The sequence below is a fragment of the Achromobacter sp. DH1f genome, assembly GCF_000633435.1.
GTDB lineage: Bacteria > Pseudomonadota > Gammaproteobacteria > Burkholderiales > Burkholderiaceae_B > Achromobacter > Achromobacter deleyi.
On record NZ_AYMF01000011.1, the window covers coordinates 48564 to 66131 of the forward strand.

General features: G+C 67.1%; 15 protein-coding genes. All 15 read left to right on the plus strand.

Annotation, left to right across the window (positions count from 1 at the left end; all coding sequences use genetic code 11):
* Position 1 precedes the first annotated feature (1 nt).
* The 15 genes from U858_RS0111180 to U858_RS0111245 all read left to right on the plus strand — a co-directional run bounded on the left by U858_RS0111180 (position 2) and on the right by U858_RS0111245 (position 17565).
* Positions 2-970, plus strand: coding sequence for a branched-chain amino acid ABC transporter permease (locus U858_RS0111180; protein WP_029953742.1), 969 nt, complete (start codon positions 2-4; stop codon positions 968-970).
* Positions 967-1773 (plus strand): ABC transporter ATP-binding protein, encoded by an 807-nt coding sequence (locus tag U858_RS0111185; RefSeq protein ID WP_025137246.1) that lies wholly within the window; start codon positions 967-969, stop codon positions 1771-1773. Before U858_RS0111180 ends, U858_RS0111185 begins: the two co-directional genes overlap by 4 nt.
* Positions 1773-2477, plus strand: coding sequence for an ABC transporter ATP-binding protein (locus U858_RS0111190; RefSeq protein ID WP_025137247.1), 705 nt, complete (start codon positions 1773-1775; stop codon positions 2475-2477). Before U858_RS0111185 ends, U858_RS0111190 begins: the two co-directional genes overlap by 1 nt.
* 241 nt (positions 2478-2718) lie before the next feature.
* A complete protein-coding gene (gene siaA, locus U858_RS0111195) occupies positions 2719-4713 on the plus strand; it encodes a biofilm regulation protein phosphatase SiaA (RefSeq protein ID WP_025137248.1) in 1995 nt (664 codons plus the stop codon).
* A 23-nt stretch (positions 4714-4736) separates the two neighbouring features.
* A complete protein-coding gene (gene siaB, locus U858_RS0111200; protein ID WP_025137249.1) occupies positions 4737-5276 on the plus strand; it encodes a biofilm regulation protein kinase SiaB in 540 nt (179 codons plus the stop codon).
* A gap of 36 nt (positions 5277-5312) precedes the next feature.
* A complete protein-coding gene (siaC, locus tag U858_RS0111205; protein ID WP_025137250.1) occupies positions 5313-5690 on the plus strand; it encodes a biofilm regulation phosphoprotein SiaC in 378 nt (125 codons plus the stop codon).
* Positions 5687-6484 carry a biofilm regulation diguanylate cyclase SiaD gene (siaD, locus tag U858_RS0111210; protein WP_025137251.1) on the plus strand — a complete coding sequence of 266 codons (798 nt, stop codon included), beginning with the start codon at positions 5687-5689 and terminating at the stop codon, positions 6482-6484. The genes siaC and siaD overlap by 4 nt, the downstream gene beginning before the upstream one ends.
* Before the next feature lie 40 nt (positions 6485-6524).
* Positions 6525-9101 carry an EAL domain-containing protein gene (locus tag U858_RS0111215; RefSeq protein ID WP_115596951.1) on the plus strand — a complete coding sequence of 859 codons (2577 nt, stop codon included), beginning with the start codon at positions 6525-6527 and terminating at the stop codon, positions 9099-9101.
* 424 nt (positions 9102-9525) lie between these two features.
* On the plus strand, positions 9526-9687 hold the full coding sequence (locus U858_RS35625) for a hypothetical protein (RefSeq protein WP_157838795.1): 162 nt from the start codon (positions 9526-9528) through the stop codon (positions 9685-9687).
* A gap of 510 nt (positions 9688-10197) precedes the next feature.
* On the plus strand, positions 10198-12549 hold the full coding sequence (locus U858_RS0111220; protein WP_025137253.1) for a bifunctional salicylyl-CoA 5-hydroxylase/oxidoreductase: 2352 nt from the start codon (positions 10198-10200) through the stop codon (positions 12547-12549).
* The gene (locus U858_RS0111225; protein ID WP_025137254.1) at positions 12546-13337 is read left to right on the plus strand and encodes an SDR family NAD(P)-dependent oxidoreductase; all 792 of its coding nucleotides are present in this window, start codon (positions 12546-12548) and stop codon (positions 13335-13337) included. Before U858_RS0111220 ends, U858_RS0111225 begins: the two co-directional genes overlap by 4 nt.
* Before the next feature lie 38 nt (positions 13338-13375).
* Positions 13376-14233, plus strand: a complete 858-nt coding sequence (locus U858_RS0111230) for an enoyl-CoA hydratase family protein (RefSeq protein ID WP_025137255.1) — start codon at positions 13376-13378, stop codon at positions 14231-14233.
* A gap of 2 nt (positions 14234-14235) precedes the next feature.
* Positions 14236-15405 (plus strand): acyl-CoA dehydrogenase family protein, encoded by a 1170-nt coding sequence (locus U858_RS0111235; protein WP_025137256.1) that lies wholly within the window; start codon positions 14236-14238, stop codon positions 15403-15405.
* A gap of 63 nt (positions 15406-15468) precedes the next feature.
* Complete coding sequence (locus U858_RS0111240) at positions 15469-17109, plus strand: AMP-binding protein (RefSeq protein ID WP_025137257.1); 1641 nt, start codon at positions 15469-15471, stop codon at positions 17107-17109.
* A gap of 30 nt (positions 17110-17139) precedes the next feature.
* Complete coding sequence (locus tag U858_RS0111245; RefSeq protein WP_025137258.1) at positions 17140-17565, plus strand: thioesterase family protein; 426 nt, start codon at positions 17140-17142, stop codon at positions 17563-17565.
* Positions 17566-17568: the final 3 nt, after the last annotated feature.

The window sequence follows — 17568 nt, forward strand, 5'->3', positions numbered from 1 at the left end:
CATGCGGATTTCGTCGACTCTCTGGACCGTGGCCCTGCTGGCCCTGCTGGCGGCGTTTCCGCTGGTGGCGCCGGCGCTGGGCCTGGACTTCTATATTTCCTTCGTGCGCCGTGTGCTGATCTACGCGCTGGCCGCGACCAGCCTGAACCTGATCCTGGGCTATGGCGGCATGGTGGCGCTGGGCCACGCGGCCTTCTTCGGCGCGGGCGCCTACGCAGTGGGCATCCTGGCCATGTCGGGCGTGACCTCGGCGCTGGTGTCCTGGCCGGTGGCGATGGGGCTGGCGGGGCTGCTGGCTTGCATCACGGGCGCGATCTCGCTGCGCACCCGCGGCGTGTACTTCATCATGATCACCCTGGCGTTCGCCCAGATGCTGTTCTACATCTTCATCTCGCTGCGCCAGTACGGCGGTGAAGACGGCCTGAACCTGCCGGGCTATTCGACGCTGCCCGGCATCGACCTGGCCAACGACGTGTCGTTCTATTACCTGGTGCTGGCGCTGTTCGCGGTGGCGATGTGGCTGTTCGGCCGGGTGGTGGCCTCGCGCTTCGGCACGGCGCTGCAAGGCATCCGTGAAAACGAGTCGCGCATGGAATCGCTGGGCTATCCCGTCTACCGCATCAAGCTCACGGCGTTTACGCTCAGCGGCGCGGCGGCCGGGCTGGCGGGCGCGCTGCTGGCCAACCACAACCTGTTCATCTCGCCCAGCCTGATGCACTGGACCCAGTCGGCCAACCTGCTGATCATGGTGCTGGTGGGCGGCATCGGCCTGCGCTACGGCGGCGTGGCCGGCGCGGTGGTGATGCTGGTGCTGGAAGAAGTGCTGCGCCAATGGACCGAATATTGGCATCTGCCCCTGGGCGTGCTGCTGCTGTGCGTGGTGTTCGGCGCGCCGCGCGGCCTGGTGGGCCTGTTCGGCCCGCTGTTCGGCGGCGCCAAGGCGGCATCAACCGGCAAGGCGGGATCATGAGCCAACCCCAATCCCCATCGCAGTCCAACGCGCCTGCGCTGCAGGCCAGCAACCTGGTGCGCCGCTTCGGCGCGCTGGTCGCCACCGACAATGTCTCGATCTCGCTGAACCCTGGCGAAATCCACGCCCTGATCGGGCCCAACGGCGCCGGCAAGTCCACGCTGATCCACCTGCTGTCCGGCACCCTGGCGGCAGACTCGGGCACCCTGGCCGTGGGCGGGCGCGACGTCACCGCCCTGAACGCGCACCAGCGCGTGGCGGCGGGCCTGTCGCGTTCGTACCAGATCACCAACATCTTCAAGCAGTCCAGCGTGCTGGACAACCTGGTGCTGGCCGTGCAGGCGCACGCCGGCAGCAGTTTCCGCTTCTGGCGGCCGCGCGCCGCCGAAGCGGCCCTGTACGAGCAGGCCCGCGAACTGGCGCACGAATGCGCCATTGACCCGGCGCTGCTGGGGCGCGCCGCCGGCACGCTGCCGCATGGCGAGCAGCGCAAGGTGGAATTCGCGCTGGCCCTGGCCGCCCGGCCCAGCGTGCTGCTGCTGGACGAACCCATGGCCGGCATGGGGCCCGACGAGACCCTGCGCCTGACCGAACTGATCGACGCCCTGCGCGGCCGCGCCGCGATGCTGCTGGTCGAACACGACATGCAGGCCGTGTTCCGGCTGGCCGACCGCATCTCGGTGCTGGTCTATGGCCGCGTGATCGCCACCGGCACGCCCGACGAAATCCGCGCCAATCCGGACGTGCGCCAGGCCTACCTGGGCGATGACGAGACGGCGCCCGCGCGCGAGGAGACAGTCTGATGCTCAGCATTGAATCGGCCCAGAGCGGCTACGGCGCCAGCCAGGTGCTGTTCGGCGTGGACCTGCAGATCGGCGCCGGCCAGGTGGTGACCTTGCTGGGCCGCAACGGCATGGGCAAGACCACGCTGCTGCGCACGCTGTTCGGGCAACTGCCGCTGCGCGGCGGCAAGATCAGCTTCGCCGGCCAGGACATCAGCGGCTGGAGCCCCGACCGCATCGCGCGCACCGGCATGGCGATCGTGCCGGAAGGGCGCCAGTGCTTTCCCAACCTGACCGTGCGCGAACACCTGACGGCCTTCGTGGCCGCGCGCAACCCGTCCATCGGCGAGCCCTGGACGCCTGAACGCGTGTTCGAACTGTTTCCCCGGCTGGGCGAACGCGCCCGCAACATGGGCAACCAGCTGTCGGGCGGGGAACAGCAGATGCTGGCCATCGGCCGAGCGCTGGTCACCAACCCGCGCCTGTTGATCCTGGACGAGGCCACCGAAGGCCTGGCGCCCAAGATCCGCGAGGAAATCTGGCACTGCCTGGCGCGCCTGCGGCAGGCCGGCCAGACGATCCTGGTGATCGACAAATACGTCGAACGCCTGCTCAGCCTGGCCGACCGCCACGTCATCCTGGAACGCGGCAAGGTGGTCTGGAACGGCGACTCCGCCGCGCTGGACGCCGACCGCGGCCTGTGGGAACGCTACCTGGGCGTGTAGCGCGAAAGCCGCAGCCCCGTGCGGGCGGCGGCTTTTCTTTCGATATAAAACGCAATAAACCCGTCGATGGGCACAGCCTGCGCAAAACAGGCTGACCTTTGGCAAATTCGCGCGTTTACGCCTGTTTCAATTCATCCCGCTGTTCTCTACACTTAGCGCGCCGTGCGATCCCGCGTGGATGCGTCACGTCTCAACCAGGGCCTACCGTCTCAACAGGCCCGGACTGTCAGGAAGACTTCGCATGGCGAAATGGGGTTTGCGCAAAAAATCATTGATGGCGCTGTTGCTGGCGTGCCTGGTCGCTTTGGCGCCCGCCGCGCTGATAGGCTGGCAAGTGCTGGACGGGGTCCGCGACCACTTCGGCCGCGCGTTCTCCGACAATTTCACGCAGTTGAACCGCCAGCGCATCCTGGCGCCGGTGTCCAGAGAACTGGCGCTGTCGCAGCGCCTGGCCGACAGCGAAGTCACGCGCCGCTGGCTGCGCAACGAAAGCGATCCGGCCGCACGCGAGCTGTTCTTCCGCGAGGCCGACGGCTACCGGCGCGACCTCCTGGGCCGCGCCTATTTCATCGCCAGCGCCGCTACCGGCCACTATTACTTCAACGATGACCAGCCCCTGTCCGAGGCGCCGCGCTACACGCTGAGTCGCGAGGCCGCCGACGACGGCTGGTTCTACAGCACGCTCAAGTCGCCCAACCGTTACAACATCAACGTCAATCCCGACCTGAAGCTCAAGACCACGCGGGTCTGGATCAACGTGCAGGTGCGCGACGGCGACAAGGTCATCGGCCTGACCGGCGCCGGCCTGGACGTGGGCGGCTTCCTGCGCGACTTCGTCAACAGCGGCCAGCCGGGCGTGACCCCCATCATCGTCGACGAAGACGGCGCCATCCAGGCACACATGGACCCCACCCTGATCGCCTACAACTCGGGCGCGGGCGGGGCCGGCGGCAAGGACGGCCATGGCATGGTGTTCAACCTGGTCGACGCCGGCCACGGCCGCGACGAGCTGCGCGCGGCGCTGCACGCCGCCCAGGCCGACCCGCAGTCGGTGCAGTCGGCGTGGGTGGCCATCGACGGGGTGCGCCAGCTGGTGTCGGTGGCCTACATGCCCGAATTGCGCTGGCATGTGCTGACCGTGGTGGACCTGGGCGCCGCCCGGGTGCTGGACACCGACTGGCTGTGGCCCGCGGCCATCGGCCTGGTGCTGCTGTTTGCCGCGCTGCTTCTATGTTTCGGCTACGCCATCGAACGCCTGATGCTGCGGCCGCTGCGCCGCCTGCAGCAGTCCGCCCGCGCCATTGCCAACGGCAGCTACGACGTGCGCCTGCCGCCGGGCGGCCAGGACGAGATCGGCGACCTGAGCCGCGCCTTCGGCGTGATGGCCGACAAGGTGCGCCAGCACACCGCCGAACTCGAGACCAAGGTGCGCGAACGCACCTCCGAGCTGGAAGACGCCAACCGCGCCATGGCCGCGGCCCACAAGAAGATCGGCGATTCCATCGACTACGCCAGCCTGATCCAGCGCGCCATCCTGCCCGACCGCCAGCTGACCCAGTCGCTGGGCGCGCACCACTTCGTGCTGTGGAAGCCGCGCGACGTGGTCGGCGGCGATTTCTACGTGTTCCGTTCCGATGGCAACAATTGCCTGCTGGGCATCATGGATTGCGCCGGCCACGGCGTGCCGGGCGCGCTGATGACCATGCTGGCCCGCGCCGCCATCGACCTGGCCATCACCGAGGCCGGCCCGGCCGACCCGGCGGGCATCCTGGCGCGCACCGACAGCGCGATCCGGGCCATGCTTGCGGATGCGCAACTGCCTCGCGCCCTGGCCACCAATACTGACGCGGGCCTGGTATATATTGACCGCGAATCCGGCAGCTTGCGGTATGCCGGCGCCAAGATCAGCCTGTACGCCAGCGACGGCCGGACCCTGCGCGAAGTGCCCGGCGGCAAGCGCGCGCTGGGCGACAAGCGCACCGGGGTTTACCAGAACATCGAACTGCGCATGGAGCCCGGCTGGACCTATTACCTGGCCACCGACGGCTTCCTGGACCAGGCGGGCGGTGAGCACGGTTTCGGTTTTGGCAACACGCGTTTTGCCGAAATGCTCAAGAGACACGCGCAGCAGCCGTTAACCGACCAGGCGGCCGCTTTTTCCGAAGCCTTGGCCCAGTATCAAGGCGGACGGCCGCAGCGCGACGACATTACCTTGCTGTCTTTCCGTTTCGAATAATCGTTATCAGGGCGGTAACTCCCATGAATGCCTCCGATCTCTACGCATTGGGCGAGCGGTTCGACCAGAACCGCACCCTGCTGTGCTTCAACGGGCCGATCTCCCGTAGCCTGATCGAGGAAATCGGCAATGCGCTGAAGAACTACCTGAACGCCGAGCATGCCCGGCCGGCGGAAGCCATGGACGTGTTCTCGGTCTATATCGAGATGATCCAGAACATCCGCCAGTACGCCGCGCAGAACGGCGACGCCGATGCCGCCGCCACGGTGGTGATCGGCCGCCGCGACGAAAGCCGCTACGTGGTGTCGGCCGGCAACCTGGTCAAGGCCGAAGACGGCCGCCACCTGGTGGACCGCATCCAGCAACTGGCCGCGCTGGACAAGGCGGCCCTGAAAGCCGAATACAAGGCCCAGCTGCACAAGCCGCGCACCCCGGGCACTGCCTCGGGCGCCGGCCTGGGGCTGATCGACATCGCGCGCCGGGCGGGCGCACCGCTGGAAGCCAGCCTGACGCCCGCAGCGGGCGAGGGCAAGGCGTTCTTCAGCCTGAGCGTCGTGATCTGACCGCCGCCCGCGCACAGACCCTTTTCGGAGTGATTGATGAAAGACCTGAATATTCCCGGGACCCAGTCCACGCCCGCCATCACCGCCGACTTCGCTGCCGGCGTGCTGGCGATGCGCGGCGATTCCTACCCCGAGAATTCCTTCGAGCTGTTCGGCCCGGTCATCGAGTGGGTCGAGGCCTACCTGCAAAGCGGCGCCGCGCCGCTGAACCTGGAGCTTGAGCTGCTGTACCTGAACACCAGCAGCATCAAGTCGGTCATGGACATCTTCGACCTGCTCGAAGCCGCCCATGGCAAGGGCCGCAACGTCAGCGTGACCTGGTTCTACGACATGCGCAACGAGCGCGTGGGCGAGCTGGCCGAGGAATTCAAGGAAGACTGCACCTTCCCGTTCTCGGTCGTCGGCCGCCAATGAAGCCCGGCAACGCCGAGCTGGACGAACGCATCGGCCGCCTGCTGGCGGACCCGGCCTACGCCGGACACCCCCTGCGCGAGGCGCTCCAGGACCTGTGGCGGCACACGGCCGAGCAGATGGCGCGAATCGAGCGCGTCACGCACCTGTCCGACGCCTACCAGTCCATGGCGCACCAGCGCGAAATGGGCCTGTGCGAACAGTTCGACCGGCAGTTGCGCCGCCTTGCCCGCATCGCCCGTATCTCCGACCATTACCAGAGCATGATGCGCGACCTGAACGCGGCGCTGGAAGAGACCTCCAGCCGCGATCCCCTGACGGGCCTCTTGAACCGGCGCGCCCTGATGGAAATGATCAAGCAGGAAGTCCAGCGCGCCGCCCGCGGCGGCCAGGCCTTCGTCGTCGCCATGCTGGACGTGGATCACTTCAAGTCGGTCAACGACCGCTATGGCCACGAAATCGGCGACCGCGCCCTGGTCGAGCTGGCCGGCGCCATGCGCGACAGCGTGCGTGAATACGACCTGTGCGGCCGCTGGGGGGGCGAAGAATTCCTGGTGCTGCTGCCCGCGACCCCGCCGGAAACGGCACAAGGCGTGATGGACCGCCTGGTGGGCGCGGTGCGCGGCCTGGCGATCGATGTCGGCGCGGACGTGCTGCGCCTGACCGTCAGCATCGGCATGGCATATCACCAGCTCGGAGAAACTTTTTCAGAAACGCTCAGCCGGGCGGACCAGGCGCTGTACCTGGCCAAGCAGGACGGACGCGATCGCGTCGCGCTTGGATTCCCCCGGCCCTGAAATGAACCCGGAATCGCAGTCTTCCGGTATGGAGCCCCTTATGCTTGATTCTCATCCAGGTGGTTCAAGCGCGGCCCCGCAGGGCGCCGCGTGGCAGGTGGACAACTACCTGGCGTCGATGGACCGGGCGCTGCTGCTGTTCGATTTCGACGCGGCTGGCTCCCTCTTGCACGCGAATGACAACTTCCTGGCCGCCGTGGGCTATACCCGCGACGACATCGCCGGCCTGCGCCACGACCTGCTGTGCGACAGCATGGACGAAGGCAAGGGCATCGCCAGCGCCGAACACATCTGGGCCCGGCTGCGCCGCGGCGACTTCTTTTCTGGCACCTGCCGCTACCGCAGGCAGGATGGCGGGTCCCTCTGGATCGAAGCCACCTACCTGCCGATGCGCGACGACTCGGGCGAGGTGCGCCGCATCTCGGTCATTTCCCGCAAATCCATCGCCGATGCCGAACGCCAGGAAGAAATCCGCCTGCTGCTGCTGGGCATCAACGAAACCGGCAATGCCGTGGCCGTCTCGGGCCGCGACGGCCGCATCGTCTACGTCAACGATGGTTTCCAGCGCATGCTGGGCTTTGCCCGCGGCGACGCGCTGAACCAGGAACTGGGCGAACTGCTGGCCGGCGGCCGCCCCGACGGCGGCACCCGCGAAGAACTCGACCGCCGCATCGCCTGCCGCGAGGGCTACCACAAGGACGTACTGGTCTACGACCGCGGCGGCAAGCCGCTGTGGGTCTCGGTGATGGCCAACTCCGTGTTCGATGAACGCGGTTCGCTGGTCAACATCGTCGACGTGCTGACCGACATCACTCCCACCAAGGTGCACGAGGTGCTGCAGCGCCGGGTGCTGCAGGCCATGGTGAACGAGGCCTCGGTGGTGGAAGTGATGAACATGGTGTGCCGCGAGGTCGAGCGCCTGGCGCCCGAAGTGGCGGCCACCGTGTTACGCGTGGACGAGGCCGGCAAGCTGCGGCCCCTGGCCGCGCCCAGCCTGCCGTCGGCCTACGCCGACGCGCTGGACGGAGAGGCCATCGGCCCGCAGTCCGGCGCCTGCGGCACCGCCGCCTTCCTGGGCCGCCCGGTGATCGTGCCGGACATCGCCACCGATCCGCTGTGGGACGGCTACCGCCACCTGCCGCTGCCGGAAGACATCAAGGCCTGCTGGTCCTCGCCCATCAAGTCCAGCGACGGCCGGGTGATCGGCACGTTCGGCTTCTATTTCCGCGAACGCCGCCTGCCCGACGATTTTCACCACCGCCTGGTCGACGTCTGCGTCTACCTGTGCGCGCTGGCGCTGGAACGCGAAGAAGCCCGCGCCCGCATCCGCCAGCTGGCGTTCTACGACGAACTGACGGGCCTGCCTAACCGCAACCTGCTGCTGGCCCAGGCCGAACAGGCCATCGCCCGCGCCGAACCCGAACGCAAGCGCGTGGCGGTGCTGTTCCTGGACCTGGACCGCTTCAAGCAGGTCAACGACACGCTGGGCCACCCCATCGGCGACGCGCTGCTGCGCGACATCGCCCAGCGCCTGCGCCGCCTGGCCCGCGCCACCGACATCGTCGGCCGCCTGTCGGGCGACGAGTTCGTGATGCTGATGCCCGATTTCGAGCACGGCCGCCTGACCGCCGCCGCGGAACACATCCTGGTAGCCCTGGCGCAACCTTTCGTGGTGGGCGGCATCACGCTGAACCCGTCGGTGAGCATCGGCATCAGCGTGTTCCCGGAAAACGGCCGCGACATGGATACGCTGCTGCGCCACGCGGACATGGCGATGTACCAGGCCAAGACCGCGGGCCGCAACCGCATTTCCTTCTTCAGCGCCGAAATGAACCGCCAGGCCCAGGAACGCCTGGCCCTGGAAGCCGCCCTGCGCGATGCCCTGGAAGGCCGCGCGCTGCGCCTGCACTACCAGCCCCAGGTCGGCCTGAAGAACGGCAGCCTGTACGGGGTCGAGGCGCTGGCCCGCTGGCGCCACCCGACCCTGGGCGACATTTCCCCCGCGCGTTTCGTGCCCCTGGCCGAAGAATGCGGCCTGATCGGCGACCTGGGCGACTGGGCGGTGCGCGAAGCCTGCTCGCAACTCTCGATCTGGCGCCACAACGGCCTGCTCGTCCCCTCAGTATCGGTGAACCTGTCGGCCACCAATTTCCACAACCTGAACCTGCCCCGCATGATCGCGGCGACGCTGGCCGAGTTCGGCCTGGCCGCCCAGGACCTGATGCTGGAAATCACGGAAGGCGTGGTCCTGGACGCCACCGCCGGCACGCTGCGCACGATTGCCGAACTCCACCGTCTGGGCGTACGCCTGTCGATGGACGATTTCGGGACGGGCTATTCAAGCCTGGGGCATTTGAGGCGCTTGATCGTCGATGAGCTGAAGCTGGATCGCAGTTTCGTTCAGGGGCTGGAGAGCGACGATGCGGCTCGGGCGCTGACAAGCGCTGTGATTCGGATCGGGGAGAGTCTGAGCTTGCCGGTTGTTGCGGAGGGGATCGAGAATGAGGAGCAGCGGCGGTTCTTGATCGAGCAAGGGTGTGCAGCAGGACAAGGGTTCCTGTTTTCGCCGCCGTTGCCGGCGGGAGATTTGGAGGAATGGTTGAGAGCTAGGGGGTGATTGTTTTTGTTTTCGTGCGGGCGGTTGTCGTTCTTTAGCCGCGCTTGGCGGTGTCGGCGGGCATAGGGCGGGGCTACGATTGCGGTCCGGAGCCTTCGCTCCGGACTGCCCCGTCGTCATCGTCGTCCGCCTTCGGCTCCCTTCCGATTCCCTCGGGCGCATCTAACGCCCCGCCCTATGCCCGCCGACACCGCCAAGCGCTCACGATGAGGATTCGCCTCGGTCGTCGGGGAGGGCGGTGTGCTTGGCGTGATAGCGACGGTCGGAGTGGGGTGGGCGGGGTAGGGCGTTGCCCGCTTCGTGCCGGCCGCGCGGGCGGCCTTACGAAGCTTACGCGGCGTCTTGCGTGCGCCGATGCCGCTCTCGCGTGTGGGTAGTGGTGTTGGTGGTGCCAAGATGTCGCTCTTGCGTGTGAGCGAAGCAGATGGCATCAGAATCGCTGGTGGTCTGTAGCGGCGCGGATGCCGTGGCGTTCAACATGAATGCGCAGCGCCCGATGGGCGGCGCGCGAGACAGTCAGCATGCGCAAGCAGGACCCCGCCGCGCCGCCCATCACCGCCCCACCCCCAACATGACGGGCCACTAGAAAGCCCCTCTCCAACAGCGCGCAGCGCACCCGCAACACATTCCAGCAACGCAATGCCAAACGTGGCCGCCCGCGCGGCCGCGGCTTGGCGACCCTGCAAATCCCATTCCCTGCACACAGGTCTAACAGCGCAACGACCCGAGACACGCGTAGTCCCTCGCGGCGGTGGCATGCGGGGTGGGCAACCTCGATGCGCCCGAGGGAATCGGAAGGGAGCCGAAGGCGGACGACGATGACGAAGGGGCAGTCCGGAGCGAAGGCTCCGGACCGCAATCGTGGGCGCCCGCCCCGCATGCCACCGCCGCGAGGGACGACCCACGAAGACCGCCCTCCACCAGCCCCCAACGACCCCCCGCAAAAAAAACCCCACACCCCGTCCCCATTTCAACTAAACGTTTCCCCCATTTGCGATCCTCCCCATCCAGGTATATATTTCAAGCCTAAACTATCAAGACCTAAAAAGCCGCGATCCCGTCATTCGCAGATCGCCCTTCATGGAGCATTACGGCAATGAAAATAGTCTGCATTGGTGGGGGTCCCGCCGGCTTGTATTTTGGTCTGCTCATGAAGTTGCAAGACCCCGCCAACGACGTTACCGTCATCGAGCGCAACCGGCCGTATGACACTTTTGGTTGGGGCGTCGTGTTTTCCGATGCCACCATGCAGAACCTGCGCGAGGCCGATCCCGTTTCCGCGCAGACCATTGGCGATGCCTTCAATCATTGGGATGATATTGACATCCACTTCAAGGGTCGCAGCATTCGCAGCGGCGGCCACGGCTTCATTGGCATTGGCCGCAAGAAGCTGCTGAATATTTTGCAGGCGCGTTGCGAAGACGTCGGCGTCAAGCTGGTCTTCGAGAACTTCGTCCAGGACGATCAGGCCATTGCCCGTGAATACGATGCCGATCTCGTCATCGCGTCCGACGGCATCAACAGCCAGATCCGCACCCGCTACACCGACACCTTCCATCCCGACATCGACCAGCGCCGCTGCCGCTTCGTCTGGCTGGGCACCAAGAAAGTCTTCGACGCCTTCACCTTTGCCTTCGTCCAGACCGAGCATGGCTGGTTCCAGGCCCATGCCTACCGGTATGAAGACGGCATGTCGACCTTCATTGTCGAAACGCCCGAAGAAACCTGGCAGGCCGCCGGCATCGAACAGATGAGCCAGGAAGAGGGTATCGCCTATTGTGAAAAGCTGTTCGCGCCCTGGCTGGATGGCAATGCGCTCATCAGCAACGCCTCGCACCTGCGCGGCTCGGCCATCTGGATTCGCTTTCCGCGCGTCATCTGCAACACCTGGGTCCATTGGAACCAGCTCGAGACCCGCCGCGGCAAGCGCGCCGTGCCCGTCGTGCTGATGGGCGATGCCGCCCATACCGCCCACTTCTCCATCGGGTCCGGCACCAAGCTCGCGCTGGAAGATGCCATCGAACTGGCGCGCTGCCTGAGCGGCGCCGAAGGCAGTGTCGAGCGCGGTCTCAAGCACTACGAAGACGTGCGCAGCGTGGAAGTCTTGAAAATCCAGAACGCCGCGCGCAACTCCACCGAGTGGTTCGAAAACGTCGAACGCTACGCCGAACTCGAACCCGAACAATTCGCCTACTCGCTGCTGACACGTTCGCAGCGCATCTCGCACGAAAACCTGCGCCTGCGCGATCCGGCCTGGCTCGAAGGCTTCGAGCGCTGGATCGCAGAGCATGCCGGCACCCCGGCGCCGGCCGGCCAGCGGCCCCCGCTACCCATGCTGACGCCCTATCAGGCGCGCGGGGTGCGGCTCAAGAATCGCATCCTGGTGTCGCCCATGGCCATGTACTCGTGCGCCGACGGCGTGCCGGGCGACTTCCACCTGGTGCACCTGGGCGCGCGCGCCATGGGCGGCGCCGGGCTGGTCATGGTCGAAATGACCTGCGTGTCGCCCGACGCCCGCATCACCCCGGGGTGCCCGGGGCTGTGGAACGACGCGCAGCAGCAGGCCTTTGCCCGCATCGTCGGCTTCGTGCACGGCAACAGCGATGCGCGCATCGGCGTGCAGATCGGCCATGCCGGCCGCAAGGGTTCCACTCAGCTGGGGTGGCAGAAGATCGACCACCCGCTGGCCGAAGGCAACTGGCCGCTGCTGTCGGCGTCGGCCTTGCCTTATATCGAAGGCGTGTCGGACACGCCGCGCGCCATGACGCGCGCCGATATGGATCAGGTGCGCGACAACTTCGTGGCCGCCGCCCGCCGTGCGCAGGCCGCCGGTTTCGACTGGCTGGAACTGCACTGCGCCCACGGCTACCTGTTGTCCAGCTTCATCTCGCCGCTGACCAATCTGCGCGACGACGAATACGGCGGCAGCCTGGAAAACCGCCTGCGCTTCCCGCTGGAAGTGTTCCACGCCGTGCGCGCCGTCTGGCCCGAAGACAAGCCCATGTCGGTGCGTATCTCGGCCAGTGACTGGGTCGAGGGCGGCATCACCGCCGACGACGCCGTCGAGATCGCCCGCTACTTCAAGGCCGCCGGCGCCGACATGATCGACTGCTCGTCGGGCCAGGTCAGCAAGGAAGAAAAGCCCGTCTACGGCCGCATGTTCCAGACCCCGTTCGCCGACCGCGTGCGCAACGAGGCCGGCATTCCCACCATCGCGGTGGGCGCCATCTTCGAGGCCGACCACGCCAACGCCATCATCGCCTCGGGCCGCGCCGACCTGTGCGCGCTGGCGCGGCCGCACCTGGCTGATGCCTCGTGGACGCTGCGCGAATCGGCGCGTGTGGGCTACCGCGACGTGGCCTGGCCCAGCCAGTACTTCGCCGGCAAGCGCCAGCTGGAAACCAACTTCGAGCGCGCCGCCGCCATGGCGCAACTGGACGTCAAATGAGTACGCTCGCCCAACCCCTGGCAGGCCGCCACGCGCTGGTGACGGGCGGCGCCCGCGGCATCGGCCTGGCCAGCGCCCGCGCGCTGCTGGCGCGCGGCGCCCGTGTCACGCTGCTGGGCCGCGACGGCGGTGCGCTGGAAGCTGCCGTCGACAGCCTGGCGAGCCTGGGCCAGGTGCAGGCGGTCAGCGCTGACATCGCCGACGAAGCCTCGGTGCGCCAGGCCTTCGCCCAGGCCGAGGCCGAACTCGGCCCCGTGCTGGTGCTGGTCAACAACGCCGGCCAGGCCGTCAGCCAGCGCTTTGACCGTACCGACGCCGCCCTGTGGCAATCGATGCTGGCAGTCAACCTGACCGGCACTTTCCATTGCATCCAGGCCGCCTTGCCCGGCATGCTGGCCGCCAGGTGGGGCCGCGTCATCAACGTGGCCAGCACCGCCGGCCTGATCGGCTATGCCTACGTCAGCGCCTATTGCGCGGCCAAGCACGGCGTCATCGGCCTGACCCGCTCGCTGGCGCTGGAAACCGCGCAGAAGGGCGTCACCGTCAACGCCGTCTGCCCCGGCTATACCGAAACCGACATCGTGCGCGGTGCGGTGGCCAATATCGTCGACAAGACCGGCATGACGCCGGAAGCCGCGCGCGCCAAGCTGGCCGAACGCAACCCGCAGGGCCGCCTGGTGCAGCCCGAAGAAGTGGCCGAGACGGTCGCCTGGCTGGCCTTGCCGGCATCGGCATCGATCAACGGCCAGGCCATCGCCGTGGACGGCGGTGAAGTGATGACCGGCTGAGCCGGCCCCCATCCCCAGCATTCATGAACGGAGACACCATGAGCACCCAGCCCGAAGAGCACACCATGAAACACCACAAGCGCCGGCTGGCCGGTTACCAGGCGCGGACGTTCCTGTGGCAGGTGTCGGCCGACGGCAAGATCGGCACCATCACGCTCAACCGCCCCGAGCGCAAGAACCCGCTGACCTTCGATTCCTACGCCGAGCTGCGCGACTTGTTCCGCGCCCTGGTGTACGCGACCGACATCAAGGTGGTGGTGGTGACGGGCGCCGGCGGCAACTTCTGCTCGGGCGGCGACGTGCACGAAATCATCGGGCCGCTCACCAAGATGAGCATGCCTGAACTGCTGGACTTCACCCGCATGACGGGCGACCTGGTCAAGGCCATGCGCGCCTGCCCGCAGCCCATCGTGGCGGCGGTGGACGGCATCTGCGCCGGCGCTGGCGCGATGGTGGCGCTGGCGTCCGACATGCGCCTGGGCACGCCGGCCTCGCGCACCGCGTTCCTGTTCACGCGGGTGGGCCTGGCGGGCGCCGACATGGGCGCCTGCACGCTGCTGCCGCGCATGATCGGCCAGGGCCGCGCCTCTGAACTGCTGTACACCGGCCGCGCCATGACGGCTGACGAGGGCGCCAGCTGGGGCTTTTTCAACGCGCTGCACGAGCCGGGCGAGCTGATGGAAGCCGCCGCCAAGCTGGCCGCGCAACTGGCCGCCGGCCCCACGTTTGCCCACGGCGTGACCAAGAAACTGCTGCACCAGGAATGGAACATGGGCGTGGACGAGGCCATCGAGGCCGAAGCCGAGGCCCAGGCCATCTGCATGCAGACGCGCGACTTCCATCGCGCCTACGAGGCCTTCGTGGCCAAGCAAAAGCCCGTTTTCGAAGGGAATTGATGATGCGCGACGCAAGCTGGCTGGACTGGCCCTTTTTCGACGAAACCCATCGCCAGTTGGCGCACGAGGTCGACGCCTGGTGCGAAGGCGCGCTGGGCGACGTGGACCACCACGATGCCGACGCGGCCTGCAAGAAGCTGGTCAAGGCCATGGGCCAGGCCGGCTGGCTGCGCTACGCGGTGGCGGGAGGCCCGGGCGGCGCCTGGGGCGGCGCGTTGCCGGAAGTCGATTCGCGCGCGGTCTGCATCCTGCGCGAAACCCTGGCACGCCACGAAGGCCTGGCCGACTTCGCTTTCGCCATGCAAGGCCTCGGCAGCGGCGCGATTTCGCTGATGGGCTCTGACGAACTGCGCCAGCGCTACCTGCCGCGCGTGGCGCGCGGCGAGGCCATCGCCGCCTTTGCGCTGTCTGAACCCGATGCCGGTTCCGACGTGGCCGCGCTGGCCTGCGAGGCCCGCCTGGATGGCGACGCCTATGTGCTGAACGGCGCCAAGACCTGGATTTCCAACGGCGGCATCGCCGACTTCTATTGCGTCTTCGCCCGCACCGGCGAGGCCCCGGGCGCACGCGGCATCAGCGCCTTCGTGGTGGATGCCGATACCCCGGGCTTCGAGGTTTCGGAACGCATCGAGCTGATCGCGCCGCACCCGCTGGCCACCATCACGTTCGACAACTGCCGCGTGCCGGTGTCGCACCGGCTGGGCGATGCGGGGCAGGGCTTCAAGCTGGCCATGATGACGCTGGACATTTTCCGCGCCTCGGTGGCCGCCGCCGCGCTGGGCTTTGCCCGCCGCGCGCTGGACGAAGGCCTGGCGCGTTCGAAGTCGCGCCGCATGTTCGGCCAGACGCTGGCCGACCTGCAACTGACGCAGGCCGCGCTGGGCGACATGGCCACCGCCATCGACGCCTCGGCGCTGCTGACCTACCGCGCCGCGTGGATGCGGGATGTGCAGAAAGTACGCACCACGCGCGAAGCGGCCATGGCCAAGATGACGGCCACCGAATCGGCGCAGACCGTGATCGACCGCGCGTTGCAGATGTTCGGCGGCGCGGGCGTGGTGTCGGGGATGCCGGTGGAGAAGCTTTACAGGGAAATCAGAGCGCTGCGTATCTACGAAGGCGCCACCGAAGTGCAGAAGTTGATCATCGCCCGCGAACTGCTGAAGGCGTAAAGAGGCCATCGAGCCTTCCGCCTTCCGCATAGTCAACCACACCGCAGCAGCAAGGGGAATTTCATGGAAGTATCCGCCCACATCGACACCTTTGCCCGGGACAACCTGCCCCCGGGCGAACAATGGCCAGAATTCCTGCTGGACGGCCCCGACGTGGCCTATCCCAAGCGCTTCAATTGCGCGGTGGAACTGGTGGACGCCATGGTCGAGCGCGGCCACGGCGAGCGCATCGCGCTGCGCTGGCCGCAGGACGGCAAGCAGGCCACCATGACCTACCGCGAACTGGCGGCGCTGACCAACCGCATCGCCCGCGTGCTGGCCGAAGACATGAAGCTGGTGCCCGGCAACCGCCTGCTGCTGCGCGGCCCCAACAACCCCATGATGGCCGCTGCCTGGCTGGCCGCCATCAAGGCGGGCCTGGTTACCGTGCCGACCATGCCGCTGCTGCGCGCCAAGGAACTCAAGCAGATCATCGAAAAGGCGCAGATCCAGGCGGTGCTGTGCGATGCGCGTCTGAAAGAAGAAGCCGAGTTCTGCGCCCAGTCCGGCCACGAACATCACTGCGCCGAACTGGCGCAGATCATGTACTTCAATGACACCGCGCCCGATGCGCTGGACGCGCTGGCCGCGGCCAAGCCCGACGACTTCACGGCCTGCGACACGGCCGCCGACGACGTCTGCCTGATCGCTTTCACCAGCGGCACGACGGGCGCGCCCAAGGGCTGCATGCACTTTCACCGCGACGTGCTGGCCATGTGCGACTTGTTCCCCAAGCACGTCATCAAGCCGGGCCCGGACGACATCTTCTGCGGCACGCCGCCGCTGGCCTTCACGTTCGGGCTGGGCGGGCTGCTGTGCTTTCCGCTGCGCGTGGGCGCCAGCACCGTGCTGGCCGAACGCCTGACCCCGGAAAGCCTGTTGCAGCTGATCCAGGACTTCCGCGCCACCATCGTGTTCACCGCGCCCACGTTCTACCGCCAGATGTCGGCGCTGGTCGGCAAATTCGACCTGTCGTCGCTGAAGAAAAGCGTGTCGGCCGGCGAGGCGCTGCCCGATGCGACCCGACAGCTCTGGAAGGAAGCGAGCGGCATCGAGATGATCGACGGCATCGGCGGCACGGAAATGATCCACGTGTTCGTGTCCAGCCCGCCCGAGTCGGTGCGCCGCGGCGCCATCGGCCGGGTGGTGCCCGGCTACATCGCGCAGATCGTGGACGACGACATGAACCCGGTGCCCAACGGCACGGTGGGGCGCCTGGCGATCAAGGGTCCCACCGGCTGCCGCTACCTGGCCGATGAGCGCCAGCGCCGTTTCGTGCAGAAGGGCTGGAACCTGCCGGGCGATACGTTCCTGCAGGACGACGAAGGCTACCTGTTCTACCAGGCCCGCAACGACGACATGATCGTGTCAGCCGGCTACAACATCGCGGGCCCCGAGGTCGAGGACGCGCTGCTGCGCCACGAGGCGGTGGCCGAGTGCGGGGTGGTGGGCGCGGCCGACGAGGAACGCGGCCAGCTGGTGAAGGCGTTCGTGGTGCTCAAGCCGGGTTTCGAACCGGGCGATGCGCTGGTGGCGGCGCTGCAGCAGTTCGTCAAGGCCAGCATCGCACCCTACAAGTATCCCCGCGCCATCGAGTTCGTGCCGGCATTGCCGCGCACGGAAACGGGCAAGCTGCAACGCTTTGCGCTGCGCAAGATGGCGTGAAAACGAACTAAGGAATCACAAGGAAATCCCATGGCAGCCCCTTTCATCAGCCAGGTCGAAGTCCGCTTTCGTCATTGCGACCCGGCGGGCATCGTTTTCTATCCTCGCTATTTCGAGATGATCAATGACTTTGTCGAGGAATGGTTCGACAAGGGCATGGGGTTGCCTTTTCATGCACTGCACGTGGACCGCCATATCGGCACGCCGATGGCGTCGGTGACGTGCGATTTCAGCGCACCGAGCCGTTGGCACGAGAAGCTGCGCCAGACGCTGCAGGTGCAGCGTATCGGCGGGGCGTCGTTCAAGGCGCTGGTGCGTTTCGAGGGGCCGGACGGCCAATTGCGGCTGTCGGCGACGCTGACGATCGTGACGGTGGATCTGCGGACGATGAAGTCGATGCCGCTGCCGGACGATCTGCGTGAACGGATGCAGGCTTATCTGGTCGCCGCGGAGTGACTC